Genomic DNA, 18,890 nt, shown 5'->3' with positions numbered 1-18,890 from the left:
CGCCAGCATGACGACCACGGAACTCAGCCCAGACACAGCCAGCACGACCTCAGTACGCGCCCCCTCGTTCGCCGCCTCGACCTCTTCCCGCCGCAGCCTGCGCACGCCGGCCCTCGGCCTCATCGTCGTCTTCGTCACCCAGCTCATGCTCGTCGTCGACGCCAGCATCGTTAACGTCGCGCTGCCCGACATCCAGAAGCAGCTTCACTTCTCGCCCACCGACCTCTCCTGGGTGGTGACCGCATATGCGCTGGCATTCGGCGGACTCATCCTCCTCAGCGGCAAGATCGGCTCGATCGTCGGAGCCCGCCTCGCCCTCATGGTCGGTGTCGGGGTATTCATCGTCGCCTCGGCCATCGGCGGCTTCGCGCCCACGCCGGAGATCCTCGTCGCCGCCCGTGTTCTGCAGGGCATCGGGGCAGCCATCGCCGCACCGAGCACCCTCGTGCTCCTGGTCGCCAACACGACCGAGGGGGCGAACCGGGCACGCGCCATGTCGCTCTTCGTGCTCGCCGCCGGCAGCGGCGGCGCGATCGGCCTCATCCTGGGCGGCTTCCTCACCACCAGCTTCGGCTGGGAGTGGGTCATGTTCGTGAACGTGCCGATCGGCATCCTGATCATCCTCGGCGCCGCACTCTTCCTCCACGAGACCGACCGCCTGCCCGCCAAGCTCGACCTGGGCGGCGCTGCCGTCTCCACGATCGGTATGGTCGCCCTGGTCTACGGCTTCACCCGCGCGGCGAGCCACGGCTGGACCGATGTGCAGGTGTTCGTGTCGTTCGCGGTCGCCGTGCTGACCCTGGGAAGCCTGATCTTCATCGAGCGCCGTCACTCGAGCCCCGTCGTGCAGCTGCACTTCTTCGCCCGGATGCGCACCGCGACCCCGCTGCTCGGCATGCTCCTCGTGCCGGCCGGCATGTTCGGCTTCTTCTACTTCGCAGCCCTCTTCACCCAGAACGTGCTCGGCTTCGCCCCGCTCGGCACGGGCCTCGCGCTTCTGCCGTTCGTCGCGGCCATGCTCATCACCAATGAACTGGCACCGCGCTTCCTGCTCCCCCGCGTCGGCGAGAAGGTCGTCGGCGTGATCGGGCTCAGCGGTATGACGATCGGCCTGATCTGGCTCGGACAGATGAACGCGACGAGCACCTTCGCCTCGGGCATCCTCGGCCCGGCGATCGTGCTCGGCATCAGCGCCGGACTCACCTTCGCCCCGCTGACCTCGATCGCCATGGCGCAGGCTCCGAAGAACGAGGTGAGCGCCGCATCCAGCCTCATCCAGGGCATGCAGCAGCTCGGCGGCTCGATCGGTGTCGCCGTGCTGACCACGATCTTCATCGCGGTGACCGCTGTGTCCGGCGAGGCGCACGGCATCTCGACCTCACTGCTCATCGGTGCGGCCTTCCCGGCAGCGGCCCTCGTGCTGTTCGCCATCTGGGGCCGGCGCATCCCCGCTGACAGCAAGTCGGACACGGATACTCCGGTGGCGCTGCACTAGACCGCGCCCCGGTAACGCCGACGCCCCCTGGACCGGCTTCCCAGGGGGCGTCGGCGTTGCTGTCGGTACGATGGACGCCGGGCCCCCATAGCCCAATCGGTAGAGGCAGACGACTTAAAATCGTCCGAGTGTGGGTTCGAGTCCCACTGGGGGTACGCGCCTACTTGCCCCGTTTGGCCTTTGTTTTACTGGGATTGGCAGGTGATGCATCGCGCATCAACTGCCCGTTTGCCCACATTTTGCCCACAACCGAATTCGCGCGGGCATCATCCAAGGCCACTGCAACGGCGTCGAGATCGTCGTCAAACAGGTCTGCGTACACGTCTAGCGTCATCGCCGCTGAGGCGTGTCCAAGCATCCGCTGTACGGCTTTCAGGCCGATCCCCGCTCTGTACCGCAAGGCATGCAATCATTGACCCCGAAAGATTGACACTGGGGTGTCAATGATGCTTGGAATGATGCAATAATTGATGCATGTCCACGAACACTCTAGCCTCCGCCTCGACCGGCAAGCGACTTTCCGTACCCTTGACTGCCCGCGACCTTGCGGATCTGGATCTGATCCGCAATTCGCCAGAGCGGCTAGACGCACTTCCTGGCGACGTAGATGCTAGTTCTGAAGCAAGTTTGGTTCACGCCGTGTTCATCGCGGGCCTCGAGCGTTTGCGGGAGGCAGCAGAGGCCGCCGGGTACGCCGCCTATGCTGCTGATCCCGAATTCCAGGAGTACAGGGCAGCCCGCCGTGCTGGCGGCGAGCGTCAGCGCCCTGAGTGACTGCGCAAGATTCGGGGTTCCGCCGCGGTGAAGTTTGGGCAGCAAAGCTTCCAGGAACGCCAACGGAGAAGTACTACCTGGTCGTGTCCAATGATCGGCGAAATGCAGCCCTGGGGACCGCGCTGGTGGTGCGCATAACTTCGAGCCCCAATCGGCCAAGCATCCCGACCATCGTTGAGATACCAGAGGGCGAGTGCGTCTTCGGACGCGTGCTCTGTGATGAGATCGAGTGGCTTTATCCAGAAGATGTCCGCGCGAAGCTTGGTGCATTCAGTGCACAAGCGATGCAAGCAGTGACCGCCGGCCTTGGGGCGGCAGTCGGGAAGACCTGACACTACGGGCGATCCCGCCTCGCACTATCGCGGGTTCGGTGGCCCCTGCCAGTACCCATCACGAACGCTGTTGTCGTACAGCACCAGGTGATCAGCTTTCTCGAGCGACTCGCATACGGCCATCAGCCGGCGTTTCGCAGGGTCAAGATCCCACAGCACCACCAGGTACTTGTCGACGCCCTTACGGTCCGTGAACCGTTGGATGATCGCTTTGGGGAGCACCTTGTCGTCACGCATCACCAACCAGGTGTCACGGTCGTAACAGATCGGGTGCGGGTCCATGACTCGAACATACGTTCGAATGTTCCGTTGGGCAAGTTTGGGTTCATGGCATGAACTTGGCGAACTTCGCGAGCTTGTCCAGTCGGTCTAGGTCAGCCTCATACTCGGATGGATTGTCTGTGCGCCCCTCGACGAGATCGGACACGACTCGCTGAATGATCTCGATCGCTTCGCCCAGGTCATGGATGGTTGTGCGCCAGTCCTCCATCTGGATGAGTTGGCCCTCAATGTTGTCCAGCCGGTCTTCTATCGTCTCTGCCATGCCGTAACAATGCATGCTTAGACGATCCTGCGTCTACTCCGCGATCGCGGTGACCACGCTCAAGGGTCAGAGGACACGGCGGTCAGGTGTGTGCCTTCACGTCGCTGAGCTAGAAGCGCGCGTGCCTACGCGTCAAACCGCACATAGACGACCGTGCAGACGCTAACTTGTCAATCATGGTTATCAAAGCAGGGCTCGCCCCCGACGAGAACGGCATTGCCGCTGTCGATCTGAATCAGACCCATATTGGCCTCCCATTTGGAACGAACTTCGACGACGGTACGGTTGCGTACGCGCGCATCGCCGCTATTTTCATCAAGCCCGACCACGTAGAGATTCACCTCGACGGTGTGAGCGCTGGCGAAGACTATTCGATGATGCATTTTGACCATCATGAAAAGCTCTATTTCACTCGCTATTCGATGGAGAGCCAGACTCGCGAGCTGCTCGAAGAGATTCGAGACAACACGGCGTGAGTAGGCGGGGCTAGTTTGCCCACATTTTGCCCACAACTTGCCCACATCACACTGACTGATACCTCGCCAACGTGACCGAAGAACCCCGGAATCACGCGGATTTTGGGCCTCCACTGCGTCTAGGGTCCAATTCGGTTCGAGTCCCACTGGGGGTACACATCCACGTGGCCCCTCGGATGGGGTTCCCACGTACTGGGGTCTACGACCGGGGCGCCGCACGATCTACCTTCTACGCATGGACACGAAACGAGTGCGGCTGCTGGCAGCCGTGTGGCTGACCGCCGCTCTCGTCTTCGTCGCCGCCGTCGTCACCACGTTCCAAGCGGCCGGCGGAGCGATGCTCGGTCAGATCCTGCAGCCGTGGCTCATCATCTCGGCGACCGTAGCGGTGCTGCTCGCCGTCGTCGCGTCGATGGTCGTCGCCATCCGCCACTGAGGCCCGACCCTCCCGCTCAGTCGCGCGCGAACGCTGCGACGAGCCGGTCGATCGTCATGCCCCAGCCGTCGTGCATCCCGGTGGCGAGCCACTCCTGGGCGGCCTCACCGGACATGCTCCCGGGGATGTCGACGCGGAAGACCATCTCCGTTTTCTCGCCACTCTCGCCCGCCTCGGTGAGCAGAACGGTCACCACGGGAGTGCCATCCGGATGCGCGGGATCGATCGACGGCCAGCCGCCCTCGGCACCCCACTCGAACACGAGGCGCTCGACCGGAACGATCTCGCGATAGATCCCGCCTGTCATGTACTCGGTGTCTTCGGCCACGACCATCCGTTGCCGCCAGGCGCCGCCCACGCGGAGGTCGACCTCGATGGGCTCGCCCGCCGGCTGCATGCCGCTGAAAAACCAGCCGAGGTGGGCGGGGTCGGTCCAGGCCTGGAAGACCAGGGCTCTGGGGGCGTCGAGGATGCGCGTGAGCGTGAATCCGCGGTCAGTCTCGGTTGTTGGTGTCATCGTTCGTGCCCTTCTGGTCGGCGACCATGGTTTTCAGGTGCTGCTCGAGGCTGTCGAAGCGGGAGTCGAAGAACTGGCGGTACGTGGCCATCCAGTCGTCCGCGCGCTGCAGTTCGGCCACTTCGAGGCGGCACGGGCGCCACTGTGCGTCCCTGCCCTTACTGACGAGGCCCGCTCGCTCCAGCACTTTGAGGTGACGGGAGATCGCGGGAAGGCTGATCGTGTGCGGCGCTGCCAATTCTGTGACGGTGGCCTCACCCCGAGTGAGCTGGGCGAGGATCGAGCGGCGGGTGGGATCGGCCAGAGCGGCGAACGTCGCGCTCAACGCATCCATCATATTTACCCCTCTGGTTAATTAACTGATGCGTTAACTATGCAAGCGTGACCGAACCGTGTCAAGCCGTTTCTCGTGGTTCAGACCAGGAAACGTTCCAGTTCGGGCGGCGAGATCACCACGGACTGTCCGGCCGGATTCAGCAGGACGCCGTCGTGGCGTTGCTCGCGCGCTGCCCGGGCGACATCGGCGATGCCGGACGCCTGGGCGTTCTCGGGCGGCGACCAGGCCCATACCTCCGCCGGCGAGGTGAACGCGACCGAGTACGTTTCGCCGTTCTTTCCCCGGGCCGTGGGAACGGTGACGCCGGTGACCGTTCCGGAGTCGTCGCGGACATCCGACATCGCGATGAACACGGAGGAAGTGCTGCCGAGGAGGTCGAGCAGGTCTTCCCACGGGATCGAACGCTCGACGAGCGCGGTCTTGAGGGGCTCATTGTGCGTGGGGTCGTCGGTGAGGTGCCGGCGGATCTCGTCGGAGAACGCGATGCACAGGTCCGCCGATCCCGCGTCGATGGCGATCCCGTCGAAGTCGGAGACGGCCTGGGCCATGACCGTGCTGGCCGGTTGGACGAGGGAGACCGCCCGCTCGCCCTGGTGATACGCGGACATCCGCTCGGTGCTGGTGAAGGCGAGCAGCAGGTGCCGTCCCTGCTCATCGGTTCGGTAGCCGACGCCAATCGTGTCGCCCGGCCGAAGGCCGCGGTCCGGATCGGTGATCGTGGATCCCGAGCCATCGAGCAGGAGACTCCCGGTGACGCACTGGCGGAGGACATCGGCGAACGTCCGCGTGTCCTTGCCTGCCGTCCAGCGACTCAGCGCGGCCTGAAGCAGACGATTCGTCACGATCTGTTCGGCGGCCGGCTCGCCAGTGACGTCGCGCTCCCCCGAGCGCTTGCCCACCGCCCCGTCGGCACGCCTCCGCGAAAACAATCCCATCTGCTCCCCCTCGGCGCTGGATGTCTGCCCATAAGCATGCCACTGAAAACGCCCGGTCGATGACCACCCCGACTCTCTCAGCACAGGCACAGCGAAGGGCCCGGCGCGTGATCGCACCGGGCCCTTCGTGACGCTCGACTACTTCGCGGCGACCTCGACCGGCTCCTTGACGGGAGCCTTCTTGGCCGGTGCCTTCTTCGGAGCCTCGACCGCGGGGGTCACCTCAGCCGCAGGCGGCTTGGGCCGGGCAGCGAACTCTTCGAAGATGCCGCGCGGGTTCTGCACTGCGGTGAGCGACACGATGTCGCGTCCGAGCCAGAAGTTATTCCACCAGCCCCACAGCACGCGGAACTTGCGCTCCCAGCTCGGCATGGCGAGACCGTGGTATCCACGGTGCGCGAACCAGGCGGGAAGGCCCTTGATCGCGAGCTTGCCGGACTGGAACACGCCGACGCCGAGGCCGAGACCGGCCACCGCGCCCAGGTTCTTGTGGAAGTACTGGCGGGGCAGTTCGCCACGCAGGTCGGCGATGATGTTCTTCGCCAGCAGCTTGCCCTGGCGCACAGCGTGCTGGGCGTTCGGCACGCAATAGCCGCCGACGCCACCGCCCGACAGGTCGGGGACGGCCGCGACGTCACCGGCGCCCCAGGCGCCTTCGATGATCTCGTCGTCGGTTCCGACGCGCAGGTCAGCGCGCACCTTGAGGCGTCCGCGTTCCTCGATCGGGAGGTCGGTGTGGCGGATGATCGTGGGGTTGGCCATGACGCCGGCCGTCCAGACGATCAGATCGGTCTCGAACGACTCCCCGGTGGAGAGCTCGATGACTCCGTCCACGGCACTCGAGAGCTGGGTGTCGAGGTGGATCTCGGCGCCGCGCTGGGCGAGGTTCTTGATCACCCAGTGGCTCGTCTTCAGGGAGACCTCGGGCATGATGCGCCCCATCGCCTCGATGAGGTGGAAGTGCGTGTCCTCGAACTTGATCGTCGGGTAGCGCTTCAGCAGCGCGCTGGCCAGCGACCGGAGCTCGGCGAAGATCTCGATGCCGGCGAATCCTCCGCCGACCACCACGAAGGTCAGCAGACGGTCGCGCTCTGGCCCGGCCGGCAGGGCCGCGGCCTTGTCGAAGTTGGTGAGGACCTTGTCGCGGATGTACACGGCCTCTTCGATGTTCTTGAGACCGACGGCCTGGTCGGCGATCCCCGGGATCGGGAAGGTGCGCGACACGGCGCCCGCGGTGACGACCACGACGTCGTACTCGAACTCGTACGCCTCGCCGACGAGCGGCTGAATCGACGCCGTCTTTTTGGCGTGGTCGATGTAGGTGACCTTGCCCGAGACGATGTTCGTCTTCTCGAGGTGACGACGGTGCGCGACGACCGCGTGGCGCGGCTCGATCGATCCCGCGGCCACCTCGGGGAGGAACGGCTGGTAGGTCATGTAAGGCAGCGGGTCGACGATCGTGACCTCCGCCTCACCCTTGCGCAACTGCTTCTCGAGCTTCCAAGCGGTGTAGAACCCGGCGTATCCGCCGCCGACGATCAGGATTTTGGGCACAGTGAACGGTCTCCTCAACACGAAAGTATGCCGTTAATCTACTCCCTGCGAGCCGTCCGTCTGAAATGCAGCCATGCGCCCACCCCGCCGAGGGCGGCCAAGGCCAGAAAACCGCTGATCAGACTGAACGGCAACCAGAAGGTCGTGAGCGGACCCCACTCCGGCCAGAGCAGCTGGTCGACCCGCACGACGCGCTCCGGCGGGAGGGCTCGCGGGGTCGACGAGGGAACGGGGGCAGCGCCGGGCGCGGGCGTGTCCGTCGCCTCCGCTCGGCGATGGATGCGGATCCACTCCTGCAGGTCGCCCATCGGGTTGGCGCTCACCCGCGGAACATTCGCGGTGACCGCTGCTCCAGCATCCAGGAGCCCGAACCCGTAGATCGGACTGGGGACGGTGCCGCCGACCGGTCTCGCCGTCTTGATGATGCGTTCGATGACGTCGGCAGCCTTGAGCTCAGGATGCGCGGCGCGCACGAGCGCGACCGCGCCCGACACGAGCGGCGCGGCCCCGCTGGTGCCTTCCCACTGCACGTATCCGCCGCCAGGATTCGCACCGACGAGCTGCTCGCTCGGCGCGGACACGCCGATCGTAATGCCCTGCGACGACGCGTCGAAGCTCGCCTGACCTTGTCGGTCCACGCCGGCGACCGTGAGCACACCAGGGATGGTGGCGGGCGCGCCGACTTCGGTCGTGCCGCTCCCCCGGTTGCCGGCAGCCGCAACAATGACCACGTCGTGCGAGAACGCGTACTGGAACGCTTCGTCCCAGCTCGGCGGCCAGTCGAGCGTGTTGCGGGTCAACGACATGTTGATGACCTTCGCGCCGCTGTCCACCGCCCAGCGGACGGCGGATGCGATCTGGTCGTCGCTGCTGATCGTGCCTGCCGCCGTGCCCAGCGCGACCGACGCCGTGAGGATGGACGCCTTCGGCGCCGCACCGAGCACTCCGTTGCCGTCACCCGTTCCCCGGCCCGCGAGCAGGGATGCGACCCATGTGCCGTGATTCGCGGAGTCGCCGTCGCCCAGCGGCGTCTGGCCGTTCGGGGAGCCGACACCCGACACGTCCGTGCCGCCGACGAGAGAACCGGCGAGGTCGGGCACGCTGCCGTCGACACCGGTGTCGATGACCGCGACCTTGACTCCGGCGCCCTCGGTGGTCTGCCACGCGGTCGTGAAGCCGTAATCGTCGAGCCAGTATTCGAGGTCGCGCACCTGATCGGCGTGCGCCATCGTCGGCGCCGCCATGGCCAGGACGATCCCGGCCGCGACGGCGACACCCCCGCGCCCCCAGCGCCCCCCGCGTCTCATCGTCCCTACCGGATCAATCCACGCCGATGACGCACTCGCACACCGTGGGCGACCAGTCGGCGCGCGCCAGGGCGAGATCGCCGATGGGGTTCACGCCCGGGCCCGCTGCGAGCGCGTGGGCGCCGAGGGCGTGCAGGCATTTGACGCGCACCGGCATCCCGCCGGCCGAGATGCCGGCGAGCTCTTCGACCTGCGCGATGCTCTCGCGGTCGGCCAGGTAGGCGGCGTGCGCGGCGGCGTACTGTTCGCGGAGGTCCGCATCCTCTTCGAGCATGGCGTTGTACTCGTTCATCACCTGGGTCGCCTCGAGCTGCGACAGCGCCGCCGTGGCCGCTGGATGCGTGAGGTAGTAGAAGGTGGGGAACGGCGTGCCGTCGTCGAGCCGCGGCGCGGTGGACACGACCGTCGGCCGGCCGCACACGCAGCGTGCTGCGATGCCGACCACATTGCGCGCCGGACGTCCCAGCTGGGCGGAGACGGTGGCGATGTCCTCATCGGTCACGGGATCGAACGGTGGGGTGGTCATTGCTAGCCGCCTGGGGTGGGAGTCGGGGTGGGTGTGCTGCCCGGGGTGGTGCCGTCGAGCTGATCGGGTGTCGCCTGGCTGAGCCCGGCGCCCATGAAGGAACCGAACAGGGTACCGATCCAGTCCGTCTGAGTCTTCTGCAGTTTCGAGCTGACCGGCGTCGTCGCCGTGGTCTTCGCCGCCGGGGGCCGGTCGTCGATGACGAGGTAGCTGACCTCGCCCGGCATCACGTAGTAGAGCCGGTCGCGCGCCTGCGAACGGATGTAGCTCGGGTCGTTCCAGCGCGTCCGCTGCTCCTTCAGATCCGTCACCTGCGCGGAGAGCTCGTCCACGGCCTTCTGCTGGTCGCCGATCTGCTGCCGCTGCTGGATCAGCGAACTCAGCGACGGCGCCAGGATCACCACGGCGAGGATGAGCAACCCCATGACCACGAGCGAGAACCCGGAGAAATGCAGGCCGCGCAGCCAGCGCCCGGTGCCGGACTCCTGCTCCGACAGCGTCACCGGCACGCGGCGGGTGCGAGGCTTGGCCACGGGGCCTCCAGGGTGTGACGCGGGCAGGAAGGAAGGGGCGGTCTGGCCCCGATTTCATCGTACGTCACGCCGGCTGGGCGTCACGGGACGCGCGGCCGGTCGTGGCCTGAACGCCGTCGACGGGGCGACGGAACAGGCACAGCGCGAGGGCCCCCGGATGCGCATCCGAGGGCCCTCGAGGTCAGTGCTGCACGTGCGTTACGCGGTGAAGCGGGGGAATGCGCTGCGGCCGGCGTAGACGGCGGCCTCGCCGAGCTCTTCCTCGATGCGGAGGAGCTGGTTGTACTTCGCGACGCGCTCGGAGCGCGCCGGTGCGCCGGTCTTGATCTGTCCGGCGTCGGTGGCGACGGCGAGGTCGGCGATGGTGGTGTCCTCGGTCTCACCGGAGCGATGGGAGAGCACGGCGGTCATCCCGCTACGCTGAGCGAGGGAGACGGCGTCGAGCGTTTCGGTGAGGGTGCCGATCTGGTTGACCTTGACCAGGATGCTGTTCGCGGCCTTGGCCTCGATGCCCTGGGCGAGGCGCTTCGGGTTGGTGACGAAGAGGTCGTCGCCGACGAGCTGCAGCTTGGAGCCGAGTTCGGCGTTGAGGTGAGCCCAGCCCGCCCAGTCGTCCTCGGCCAGCGGGTCTTCGATGGAGACCAGCGGGTAGTTCGCAGCGAGCTCGGCGTAGTAGGCCGACATCTGGGCGGCGGTGCGCTCCTGACCCTCGAATGTGTAGACGCCGTTCGCGAAGAACTCGGTGGACGCGACGTCGAGGCCGAGTGCGATGTCGGTGCCGACGGTGAAGCCGGCGTTCTGGATGGCCTCGGAGATCAGGTCGAGCGCCGCACGGTTGTGCTCGAGCTCGGGGGCGAAGCCGCCCTCGTCGCCGAGGCCGGTGCTGAGTCCGCGCTGCTTGAGCAGCGACTTGAGGGAGTGGTAGGTCTCGACGCCCCAGCGGAGGGCCTCGGAGTAGGTGCCGGCCCCGATCGGCAGCACCATGAACTCCTGGATGTCGACGCCGGTGTCGGCGTGTGCGCCGCCGTTGATGATGTTCATCATCGGCACGGGGAGAACGTGTGCGTTCGGTCCGCCGATGTAGCGGAAGAGGGGCAGGTCGGCCGAGTCGGCCGCCGCCTTCGCGACCGCGAGGCTCACGCCGAGGATCGAGTTGGCGCCGAGACGCTTCTTGTTGTCGGTGCCGTCGAGCTCGATCATGACCGAGTCGATCAGGCGCTGATCTGCTGCCTCGAAGCCCTCGATCGCCGGGCCGATCTCGTCGAGCACGGCGTCGACGGCCTTGAGCACACCCTTGCCCTGGTAGCGGTTCTTGTCGCCGTCGCGAAGCTCATAGGCCTCGAATGCGCCGGTCGATGCACCGGACGGAACGCCGGCACGGCTGACCGTGCCGTCTTCGAGAAGAACCTCGACCTCGATGGTCGGGTTTCCGCGCGAGTCCAGAATCTCGCGTGCGCCTACAGCTTCGATTTGAGCCACAACTGTCTCCTTGTGTGAATCCTTGGGTTACAGCTGCCAAGTCTAGTGAGGTTCCGGATGCGGCCCGATCTGTTCATCCGCCGGCCACCAGGTGGATGCCGAGATGCCGGTTTCTGCAGGTTTCAGCCCTCGAAAACGGTAGAAAGTGGCATCTCGCGGCTGCTAGTGGAGGGACTCGTCCGCAGGACCGAGGGTCCACGATTCGAAGCGCACTGCGAGGCCGGGGCGGCTGGGGGCGCAGAGGAACGGTCCGGCCTCGGCCACGGCATCCGGAGCGAAGGGCGCCAGCCGGATGAGCGCGAACGGCTCGTCGTCGACCCGCGCGCGGACGGCGACCGCGTCGCCCGAGCGGCTGGCCCGCACGGTGATGCGCCGCCCGGCCCAATGCGGAACCGGAGCGACCGACCAGTCGGAGAACCCCCGGGTGACTACCGCGCCGAGCTGCAGGACACCGTCGGAGAATTCGACGCCGGTCTTGATCCAGGTCTCATCGTCGATACGGATGAAGGCGCCGGCCTGGTCGAAGTCCCCTATGAAGTCGCCGGTGAAGGCCACCTCGATGGCCGTGCCGTCGTCGAACGGCGCGAGCAGCGCGTGCTCGGTGTCGTGGACGAAGCCGTAGGCCGTCGTGCGCCAGGCGTCCGTCCCCTCCGCCGCGGTCACGACGAGGGCATCGCCGTCCCGCTCCGCTGAGACGGGCGGGTTGGTCCAGTGCCCGGACTCCCAGGCGACGCGGGTCATCCGAGGGCCTTGAGCTCGAGAGAGGCGGCATCCGTCGTCTCGGGCGTCACGATGGCGAACGTGCCGAAGCCGGCGGCCTCCGCTCGGTCGAGGATCGCCTTGAGGTTCTTCGTCCGTTTCTCCAGCCGAACCCGGCGACCGGATGCGATCAGCTCGGTCTTCACGGCGAGCAGCCGGTCGAGGGGCACGGCCACGTCGTAGACGAGCACCACGGAGTCCGCCGTCTCGTCAGCGGGAACCTCGATCAGGTCGACGACGCGCTCGAAGCCGATCGAGAATCCGGCCGCGGGAACGTCGGAGCCGAGAAAGCGGCCGATCATCCCGTCATAACGTCCGCCGCCACCGACCGAGCTGCCGGAGCCGGGGTGTGCGATCTCGAAGATCGTGCCGGTGTAGTAGCCCATGCCGCGCACGAGCGTCGGGTCGAAGCGCAGCGTCACACCGGTCGGCAGAGAGTCGAGAGCGTGCGCAAGCGATTCCAGCCCGGCCACCGCGTCGGTGTCGATGCCGTCGGGCAGGATGCCCGTGATCGCCTCGACCGTGAGTTCGACACCGCCGTCGGCGATGTGCGGTTCCAGGTTCTCCAGGATGCCGCCGAGCACAGCGGCCGAGTCCGCTCCTTCCGGCTCCAGCTCCGCGACGACCCCGGCCGCGCCGATCTTGTCGAGCTTGTCGATCGAGATCAGCACCTGAGGCCACCGCGCCGCCGCGAATCCGCAGTACTCCAGCAGGCCGTTGAGGATGCGGCGGTCGTTGATGCGGATCGTGCAGTCTTTCAGGCCCAGCGCATCCAGTGCCGCCGCCGTCGCCGTGATCAGCTCCACCTCGGCCAGCTGGCCCTGCTCACCGATGATGTCGATGTCGCACTGCACGAACTGGCGGTAACGGCCCTTCTGCGGGCGTTCGGCGCGCCAGACGGGCGCGATCTGGATCGCCCGGAACACCGGCGGCAGGTCGGCGCGGTGGGTCGCATAGAACCGGGCGAGCGGAACCGTGAGGTCGAAGCGCAGGCCGAGGTCGGTGAGACTCAGGACGTCCCCGGACTCGATCGCCGCGGTCAGGTCGTCGCCGTCCAGCCCACGCTTCAGAACGCTGAAGGAGAGCTTCTCGTTGTCGCCGCCGAGTCCGGAGTGCAGAAGGGCGACATCCTCGACGACCGGAGTCTCGATCTCGTCGAAACCGTGGGCGGCGAAGCTGCGACGGATGACGCCGAGGGCGTGCTCGCGGCGGGCCTTGTCGGCGGGGAGGAAGTCGCGCATCCCGCGAGGCGGTGTGATCGGAGAAGCCATGACCACGATTCTTCCATGAGGCCGCGAGGGGTGCCGTGCCCGTGCTGCTCCCACTAGCGTTGGACGCAATGACTGCCGAACCGTTCCGCATCGACGTTCCCGAATCCATCGTGGCCGACCTCCGTGAGCGTCTGCAGCGCACGCGGTATGCGCCGCCCCTCGGTGACGGCGACTGGTCGGGCGGGATCGACTCGGCCACACTGCGCGGACTGGTGGATGCCTGGCTCGACGACTTCGACTGGCGGGCCCAGGAGGCGCGGCTCAACTCCTACGACCAGTTCGTCGCCGAGGTGAACGGGCACCGCATCCACTTCGTCCGCATCTCCGCTGCCGGGTCGGCGGATACACGCATTCCGATCCTCCTGCTGCACGGTTGGCCGAGCGCGTTCACCGAGTACCTTCCGCTCGGCGAACGACTGGCGAACCCCGCGGCCTTCGGGTCGGATGCGCGGGTCGCGTTCGACGTCGTCATCCCGTCGCTCCCCGGCTTCGCCTTCTCGGAGCTGCCGGATCGTCCGCTGACCCGTCAGGCGATCGCGGACGACCTCCACGAGCTCATGACGGCCGTGCTCGGCTACGACCGGTACGCGGCGTTCGGCGGCGACATCGGAGGCGGTGCGGCCACCTGGCTCGGGGTCGACCACGCCGACCGGGTGATCGGGGTGCAACTGTTGCATGCCCCGTTCCCGGCAGACACCTCGTCGCTGACGGATGAGGAGCAGACCTACCTGGATTCGGTCGACGCCTACGACGCCGGTGACGGCGGCTACAGCGAGATCATGGCGACCCGCCCCGACACCATCGCCGCAGCGCTCATCGACTCCCCTGCCGGGCTGCTCGCCTGGATCGTCGACAAATGGCACGACTGGGTCGACGGCGACCTGTTCCGTACGATCGATCGCGATGCGCTGCTCACCCTGGTCACGCTGTACTGGGTGACCGACTCGATCGGCACGTCGTTCCGCCAGTACTTCGACTACGACGCGAATCCGCCCCGGCCGCCGATCGTCGCACCGCTCGGGGTCTACCTGAGCCGGGAACCGGTCATGGACGGCTTTCCGCCGTCGCTGGCCGCGCGCGCCGCCCTCGATGTGCGTGAGTTCCTGAGAGCGCCGCAGGGCGGTCACTTCGCGGGGCTCGAGCAGCCCGGGCGGACGGCGGACGCCATCCGCGCATTCTTCGGCCCCCTGCACGGATGAGCGCACATCTCCTGGAGCGGCGGATGCCTCCGGTCGTAAGATGACCGTGTTGCCACCCTGATGGCCCGGCACAGTGCCTCGCCTCGGTGGTGTCCCGCAAGGACCTGGCATGAGTCGCATCCGTACCCGACCACGGCACTGATGCTCGCTGCCAGACACAAGTGAGCCGACGGCGCGACCGCCAGACGCCAGGAGTGCGGTTCCGCTCTCACCCGAATGGTCGGTCGAGGTGGACCCCACCATGCGATCGCACCGCCGGCCCCTCACCTGCCGGAGCGCGGCCCGTGGTGCCGGCGCGCGTCAGGGGCGGCGCGTGTGGTGGCGCCCCAGCGGCACCACCAGGGGTGTCGCGGTGACGGGGTCCGGCGTGATGACGGAGTCGATGCCGAAGACGTCGTGAACGAGCTCCGCGGTGACGATGGTCGTCGGGTCTCCGGATGCGCGGATCGCCCCGGACGTCATCGCAATGAGATGGTCGGCGTACCGGGCGGCCAGGTTCAGGTCGTGCAGCACCATGACGATGGTGGTCCCGCGGGCGGCATTGAGGTCGAGCAGCAGGTCGAGAACGTCGATCTGGTGGCTGATGTCGAGGAACGTCGTCGGCTCGTCCAGCAGGAGGATGCCGGTCTGCTGCGCGAGCGCCATCGCGATCCAGACCCGCTGACGTTGGCCTCCGGAGAGTTCGTCGATCGCCCGGTCGGCCAGGTCTGCGACACCGGTCGACTCCAGCGCCTCGGCGACCGCCGCGTCGTCCTCCGCAGTCCAACGACGGAACCAGCCCTGATGCGGGTAGCGTCCGCGTCCGACGAGGTCGGCGACACTGATGCCGTCGGGGGCAACGGGCGTCTGGGGCAGCAGGCCCAAGCGGGTCGCCACCTCCTTCGTCGGCAGGCCGTGGATGTCCGCCCCGTCGAGCAGCACGGTTCCGGATGCGGGGGCGAGCAGCCGGGACAGCCCGCGCAGCAGCGTCGACTTGCCGCAGGCGTTGGGTCCGACGATCGCGGTGACCCGGCCGGGCGGCACGTCCAGGTCGAGGCCGTCGACGACGACCCGGCCCTCGTACGCGAGCGTCAGCTCTCGGGCGGCCAGCTGGTGAGTGGTGGTCATGTCAGGATTCAGCCTCCCAGGCCGGTTCGGTTGGTGCGGATGAGCAGCCAGATCAGGTATGGCGCTCCGACGATCCCGGTGACGACGCCGACCGGGAACGAGACGCCGGGGACCGCGAACTGGGCGACGACATCCGAGACGACGAGCACGAGGGCCCCGACGAGGGCCGACGAGACCAGCGCGAGCGACCCGCGTCCGACGAGCCGGCGGGCGATCGGAGCACCTACGAGCGCGACGAAGGCGACAGGCCCGGCGGTGGCGACGGCCACGGCGGCGAGCGCGACGCCGACGAAGACGACGACCAATCGGGTGCGCTCGACGCGCACGCCCGTCGCCGCGGCCACGTCGTCCCCGAGTCCGAGCGCGGAGAGCGGACGGCCGAGCAGCAGAGCGGCCGGCACGAGAACGGCGGCGCTCGCCGCCAGCACGATGAGCGCGACCGTGTCGATGTTGTTGAGGCTGCCGGTGATCCAGACCAGTGCCCGCTGCACATCCGTCAGGTCCGCCCGCGTGAGCACGTACGACACGAGACCGGCGGTGAGCGCGGCGAAACCGATTCCGATCAGCACGAAGCGGTAGCCGCTGATCCCTCTGCGCCATGCGAGCAGATAGATGAGGAGAGCTGCGACGAGCGTGCCTGCCAGCACGACGCCCGAGAGCGCGAGCCCCGAGAGACCGAACCAGACGAGTGCGATCGCGCCGGTCGCGCTGGCGCTCGACGTGATGCCGATGATGTCCGGGCTGGCGAGCGGGTTGCGGACGACCGACTGGAACAGAGCGCCGGACAACCCGAGACAGCCGCCCACCAGCACAGCCGCGAGCAAGCGTGGGAGTCGCAGCTCGAGGATGACGAACTGCGTGAGCCGGTCGGCCTGCCCGACGAGCGCGGCGAGAACGTCCCCGGGCGAGACAGCGGCAGCGCCCAGGCTCAGCGAAACGGCAGCGACGAGAACGACGAGGGCGCTCAGGATGAGAGCCACGCGACGTTCGCGTGAGCGCCTCCCCCGACGCTCGGCCCGTACCACCGCCGCACCCGGGGTGACCGGTGCGGCGCCCGGAGCCACGCGCATCCCGCTCACAGCGTCACCGGTTTGCGCCGGCGAACGAGAGCGATGAACATCGGGGCCCCGACGAACGCCGTCACGATGCCGACCTGCAGCTCGCCCGGAGACGCCACCACCCGGCCGACGACGTCGCACGCCAGCAGCAGGGTCGGTGCGATCACGGCTGAGAACGCGAGGATCCAGCGGTAGTCGGTGCCCACCGCCCAGCGGGCGGCGTGCGGCACGACCAGCCCGACGAACGCGATCGGGCCTGCGGCGGCGGTGGCGGACCCGCACAGCAGCACGATGGCCGCAGCGCTCAGCAGGCGGGAAAGACCGACTCGCTGCCCCAGGCCGCGCGCAACGTCGTCGCCGAGGGCGAGCCCGTTCAGGACGCGCCCGAGGCCGAGCGCGAGGATCGTCCCCACCACCACAGTCGGAAGCACCTGCCACACCACGTCGTAGCCTCGACCGGCGAGCGACCCCACCTGCCAGAACCGCAACGCGTCCAGCGACACCTGGCTGGTCAGCAGCACCGCGGTGATCAGCGAGCCGAGTGCGGCAGACACCGCAGCGCCGGCCAGGGCCAGCTTCACCGGGGTCGCACCTTCCCGGCCCCGGGATGCGACGACGTAGACGATCACGGACGCGGCGGCCGCCCCTGCGAACGCGAACCAGACATAGCCAGACACCGAGGTGATCCCGAACGCGGTGATCGCGACGACCACTGCGAGGGACGCCCCGAAGTTGACGCCCAGGATGCCGGGGTCGGCAAGCGGGTTGCGCGCCAGCCCCTGCATGATCGTGCCGGCCAGCCCGAGAGCGAGGCCGGCGACGATCCCGAGCAGGGTGCGGGGAACACGGCTGTCCACCACGACAAGGGAGTCGTTGTCGTTCTTGTCGTAGTGCAGGAGTGCCTGCAGAACCGAGCCCGGATCGATCGGCCGGGCACCGAGCGCGAGGCTCAGAAAGCAGACGACCACCAATGCGAGCACGGCGATCCCGAAGCCCACGAGAAGACGCCGACGGTGCCGGCGGCCTGCCGGGACACCGTGCCCGGGTCCCCCGGCCCGCGTCGGCCCTGGCATCGTTCCCGTGGACATCGAGGGACTACTTGACCTTGTCGGCGGCGGCCGCGAGCTGCGGCACGTATTTGTCGAGCATCCACGGGATGCTCAGCACCGACGGCGCGCTCGACGCCATCACGAACGACTCGCCGACGATGGGCGCGAAGCGTCCGCCCGCAACGGTCGGCATCGCGGCGACCAGCGGCTGAGCGGCGAACGTGTCGGCCGCGGCCTGGTCGGCGAAGTAGCCGACGAGCAGGTCGGAGTCGACCTTGTCGAGGTTCTCGTTGCTGAGGCTGAAGAAGTAGCTGCCGGCCGTGGGGTCGGTGTCGAGCGCAGCCGAGGCGTCCTTCATCCCGAGCTGTTCGAGCAGCTGCACCCGTGGGTCTGTGTTGCGGAAGACGTTGACCTGTCCGGGCTCGTTCGAGGAGATGTAGACGAACGACTTGTCCTTCAGCACCGGGTTCTTCGCCGCCAGCGACGCGATCTCGTCGTCTGTCTTCTTCTGCAGCGCGGCTGCCTCGGTCGACTTGCCGAGCGCCTTGCCGACGATGGAGAGCTGATCCTGCCAGCTGGTCGCCCACGGGTCCTTCGGATACGCGACGACCGGAGCGATCTTGCTGAGGGTGTCGTAGTCCTTCTGGGTGAGGCCCGAGTACGGTGCCAGGATCACGTCGGGCTTCGCCGCCACGAACTGCTCGAACGGGACCTCGCTGGTGTCTGTTCCGTTCAGGAGGATCGGGGTCTTGCCGCCGAGCTCCGTGATGCGGTCCGCATCCCACGGCAGCACCCCGTCGGCGTTTCCGCCGTAGGTGTTCTTCGGCATAGCGACCGGGACGACGCCGAGCGCGAGCGCCGCGTCCTGTGCACCCCAGCCCCACGTCGCGACGCGCGTCGGCGCCTTCTCGATCGTGGCCGAGCCGAGCGCGCTCGTGATCGTCACCGGGAACGAGTCCGTTCCGCTGCTGGACGTCGATTCGGCCGAGCCGGCGCCGGCGCTGCAGCCGGTGAGCACGAGGGCCGCGGAAGCGACGATGGCGGATGCGATCAGGGCGATGCGCGACCGGCGGTGACGACCGCGGGCGACGGGCTCGAGCATGGGTCTCCTTCAGGAGGACGAACGGGGGGAGGTTGCACCGAGAGCGGCACGTTAGGGCAGCCTAACCTAAGCTCCCTCGGAGCGTCCAACCCCGTCTGGC

22 protein-coding genes, 1 tRNA gene and 1 pseudogene are annotated in these 18,890 nt (G+C 67.6%); 7 read left to right on the top strand and 17 right to left on the bottom strand.

Going from position 1 to position 18,890, the window contains the following annotated elements; all coding sequences use genetic code 11:
• Positions 1 to 7 precede the first annotated feature (7 nt).
• Together ACFVV0_RS12145 and ACFVV0_RS12140 are read left to right on the top strand one after the other, a co-directional pair.
• Positions 8 to 1,495 (top strand): MFS transporter, encoded by a 1,488-nt coding sequence (locus ACFVV0_RS12145; protein ID WP_387063053.1) that lies wholly within the window; start codon positions 8 to 10, stop codon positions 1,493 to 1,495.
• Positions 1,496 to 1,576: 81 nt separating this feature from the next.
• A tRNA-Leu gene (locus ACFVV0_RS12140) sits at positions 1,577 to 1,650 on the top strand.
• A gap of 5 nt (positions 1,651 to 1,655) precedes the next feature.
• Here the strand turns inward: ACFVV0_RS12140 and ACFVV0_RS12135 are convergent.
• A pseudogene (locus ACFVV0_RS12135) lies at positions 1,656 to 1,883 on the bottom strand (hypothetical protein); the annotation flags it as partial.
• An 86-nt stretch (positions 1,884 to 1,969) separates the two neighbouring features.
• On the opposite strand from ACFVV0_RS12135, the gene ACFVV0_RS12130 reads away from it, so the two are divergent.
• Both ACFVV0_RS12130 and ACFVV0_RS12125 read left to right on the top strand, forming a co-directional pair.
• Positions 1,970 to 2,269, top strand: coding sequence for a hypothetical protein (locus ACFVV0_RS12130; protein ID WP_387063050.1), 300 nt, complete (start codon positions 1,970 to 1,972; stop codon positions 2,267 to 2,269).
• The gene (locus ACFVV0_RS12125) at positions 2,266 to 2,601 is read left to right on the top strand and encodes a type II toxin-antitoxin system PemK/MazF family toxin (protein WP_387063047.1); all 336 of its coding nucleotides are present in this window, start codon (positions 2,266 to 2,268) and stop codon (positions 2,599 to 2,601) included. Before ACFVV0_RS12130 ends, ACFVV0_RS12125 begins: the two co-directional genes overlap by 4 nt.
• Before the next feature lie 24 nt (positions 2,602 to 2,625).
• On the opposite strand, the gene ACFVV0_RS12120 is transcribed toward ACFVV0_RS12125, so the two are convergent.
• Positions 2,626 to 2,883, bottom strand: a complete 258-nt coding sequence (locus ACFVV0_RS12120) for a hypothetical protein (RefSeq protein WP_387063045.1) — start codon at positions 2,881 to 2,883, stop codon at positions 2,626 to 2,628.
• A gap of 43 nt (positions 2,884 to 2,926) precedes the next feature.
• On the bottom strand, positions 2,927 to 3,145 hold the full coding sequence (locus tag ACFVV0_RS12115; protein WP_387063042.1) for a hypothetical protein: 219 nt from the start codon (positions 3,143 to 3,145) through the stop codon (positions 2,927 to 2,929).
• Positions 3,146 to 3,321: 176 nt separating this feature from the next.
• Between ACFVV0_RS12115 and ACFVV0_RS12110 the strand changes: the two genes are divergently transcribed.
• Together ACFVV0_RS12110 and ACFVV0_RS12105 are read left to right on the top strand one after the other, a co-directional pair.
• Complete coding sequence (locus tag ACFVV0_RS12110) at positions 3,322 to 3,621, top strand: hypothetical protein (protein WP_387063039.1); 300 nt, start codon at positions 3,322 to 3,324, stop codon at positions 3,619 to 3,621.
• A gap of 235 nt (positions 3,622 to 3,856) precedes the next feature.
• Positions 3,857 to 4,057 carry a hypothetical protein gene (locus ACFVV0_RS12105; RefSeq protein WP_387063036.1) on the top strand — a complete coding sequence of 67 codons (201 nt, stop codon included), beginning with the start codon at positions 3,857 to 3,859 and terminating at the stop codon, positions 4,055 to 4,057.
• Between the two features lie 16 nt (positions 4,058 to 4,073).
• Here the strand turns inward: ACFVV0_RS12105 and ACFVV0_RS12100 are convergent, their stop codons facing one another.
• The 10 genes from ACFVV0_RS12100 to hisS all read right to left on the bottom strand — a co-directional run bounded on the left by ACFVV0_RS12100 (position 4,074) and on the right by hisS (position 13,275).
• Entirely contained in the window at positions 4,074 to 4,574 is a 501-nt protein-coding gene (locus ACFVV0_RS12100; protein WP_387063033.1) for an SRPBCC domain-containing protein, read from the bottom strand.
• A complete protein-coding gene (locus tag ACFVV0_RS12095; protein WP_387063029.1) occupies positions 4,552 to 4,911 on the bottom strand; it encodes an ArsR/SmtB family transcription factor in 360 nt (119 codons plus the stop codon). Before ACFVV0_RS12095 ends, ACFVV0_RS12100 begins: the two co-directional genes overlap by 23 nt.
• 77 nt (positions 4,912 to 4,988) lie before the next feature.
• On the bottom strand, positions 4,989 to 5,846 hold the full coding sequence (locus ACFVV0_RS12090; RefSeq protein WP_387063026.1) for an SseB family protein: 858 nt from the start codon (positions 5,844 to 5,846) through the stop codon (positions 4,989 to 4,991).
• A gap of 138 nt (positions 5,847 to 5,984) precedes the next feature.
• Positions 5,985 to 7,400: an NAD(P)/FAD-dependent oxidoreductase gene (locus tag ACFVV0_RS12085; RefSeq protein WP_387063023.1), complete on the bottom strand. Its 1,416-nt coding sequence runs from the start codon at positions 7,398 to 7,400 to the stop codon at positions 5,985 to 5,987.
• A gap of 38 nt (positions 7,401 to 7,438) precedes the next feature.
• Entirely contained in the window at positions 7,439 to 8,707 is a 1,269-nt protein-coding gene (locus tag ACFVV0_RS12080) for a S8 family serine peptidase (protein ID WP_387063020.1), read from the bottom strand.
• Positions 8,708 to 8,720: 13 nt separating this feature from the next.
• Entirely contained in the window at positions 8,721 to 9,233 is a 513-nt protein-coding gene (locus ACFVV0_RS12075; protein ID WP_387063017.1) for a DUF501 domain-containing protein, read from the bottom strand.
• A 2-nt stretch (positions 9,234 to 9,235) separates the two neighbouring features.
• Positions 9,236 to 9,766, bottom strand: a complete 531-nt coding sequence (locus ACFVV0_RS12070; protein WP_387063014.1) for a septum formation initiator family protein — start codon at positions 9,764 to 9,766, stop codon at positions 9,236 to 9,238.
• 198 nt (positions 9,767 to 9,964) lie between these two features.
• Complete coding sequence (eno, locus tag ACFVV0_RS12065) at positions 9,965 to 11,245, bottom strand: phosphopyruvate hydratase (protein ID WP_387063011.1); 1,281 nt, start codon at positions 11,243 to 11,245, stop codon at positions 9,965 to 9,967.
• Positions 11,246 to 11,407: 162 nt separating this feature from the next.
• Positions 11,408 to 11,986, bottom strand: a complete 579-nt coding sequence (locus ACFVV0_RS12060; RefSeq protein WP_387063008.1) for a DUF1349 domain-containing protein — start codon at positions 11,984 to 11,986, stop codon at positions 11,408 to 11,410.
• Complete coding sequence (gene hisS / locus ACFVV0_RS12055) at positions 11,983 to 13,275, bottom strand: histidine--tRNA ligase (RefSeq protein ID WP_387063005.1); 1,293 nt, start codon at positions 13,273 to 13,275, stop codon at positions 11,983 to 11,985. The genes ACFVV0_RS12060 and hisS overlap by 4 nt, the downstream gene beginning before the upstream one ends.
• A 68-nt stretch (positions 13,276 to 13,343) precedes the next feature.
• On the opposite strand from hisS, the gene ACFVV0_RS12050 reads away from it, so the two are divergent.
• On the top strand, positions 13,344 to 14,474 hold the full coding sequence (locus tag ACFVV0_RS12050) for an epoxide hydrolase family protein (RefSeq protein WP_387063002.1): 1,131 nt from the start codon (positions 13,344 to 13,346) through the stop codon (positions 14,472 to 14,474).
• Positions 14,475 to 14,774: 300 nt separating this feature from the next.
• On the opposite strand, the gene ACFVV0_RS12045 is transcribed toward ACFVV0_RS12050, so the two are convergent.
• The 4 genes from ACFVV0_RS12045 to ACFVV0_RS12030 all read right to left on the bottom strand — a co-directional run bounded on the left by ACFVV0_RS12045 (position 14,775) and on the right by ACFVV0_RS12030 (position 18,790).
• Positions 14,775 to 15,581 carry an ABC transporter ATP-binding protein gene (locus ACFVV0_RS12045; RefSeq protein WP_387063000.1) on the bottom strand — a complete coding sequence of 269 codons (807 nt, stop codon included), beginning with the start codon at positions 15,579 to 15,581 and terminating at the stop codon, positions 14,775 to 14,777.
• Between the two features lie 8 nt (positions 15,582 to 15,589).
• The gene (locus ACFVV0_RS12040) at positions 15,590 to 16,561 is read right to left on the bottom strand and encodes a FecCD family ABC transporter permease (RefSeq protein ID WP_387062997.1); all 972 of its coding nucleotides are present in this window, start codon (positions 16,559 to 16,561) and stop codon (positions 15,590 to 15,592) included.
• A 95-nt stretch (positions 16,562 to 16,656) separates the two neighbouring features.
• On the bottom strand, positions 16,657 to 17,727 hold the full coding sequence (locus ACFVV0_RS12035) for a FecCD family ABC transporter permease (RefSeq protein WP_387062994.1): 1,071 nt from the start codon (positions 17,725 to 17,727) through the stop codon (positions 16,657 to 16,659).
• A 7-nt stretch (positions 17,728 to 17,734) separates the two neighbouring features.
• The gene (locus tag ACFVV0_RS12030; RefSeq protein ID WP_387062991.1) at positions 17,735 to 18,790 is read right to left on the bottom strand and encodes an iron-siderophore ABC transporter substrate-binding protein; all 1,056 of its coding nucleotides are present in this window, start codon (positions 18,788 to 18,790) and stop codon (positions 17,735 to 17,737) included.
• Positions 18,791 to 18,890: the final 100 nt, after the last annotated feature.

Origin of the sequence: Leifsonia sp. NPDC058230, from assembly GCF_042882245.1 — a bacterium.
Taxonomy (GTDB): Bacteria; Actinomycetota; Actinomycetes; order Actinomycetales; family Microbacteriaceae; genus Leifsonia.
Note: the sequence above shows the minus strand (reverse complement) of the source record. Positions and strands in the feature narration are given on the sequence as shown.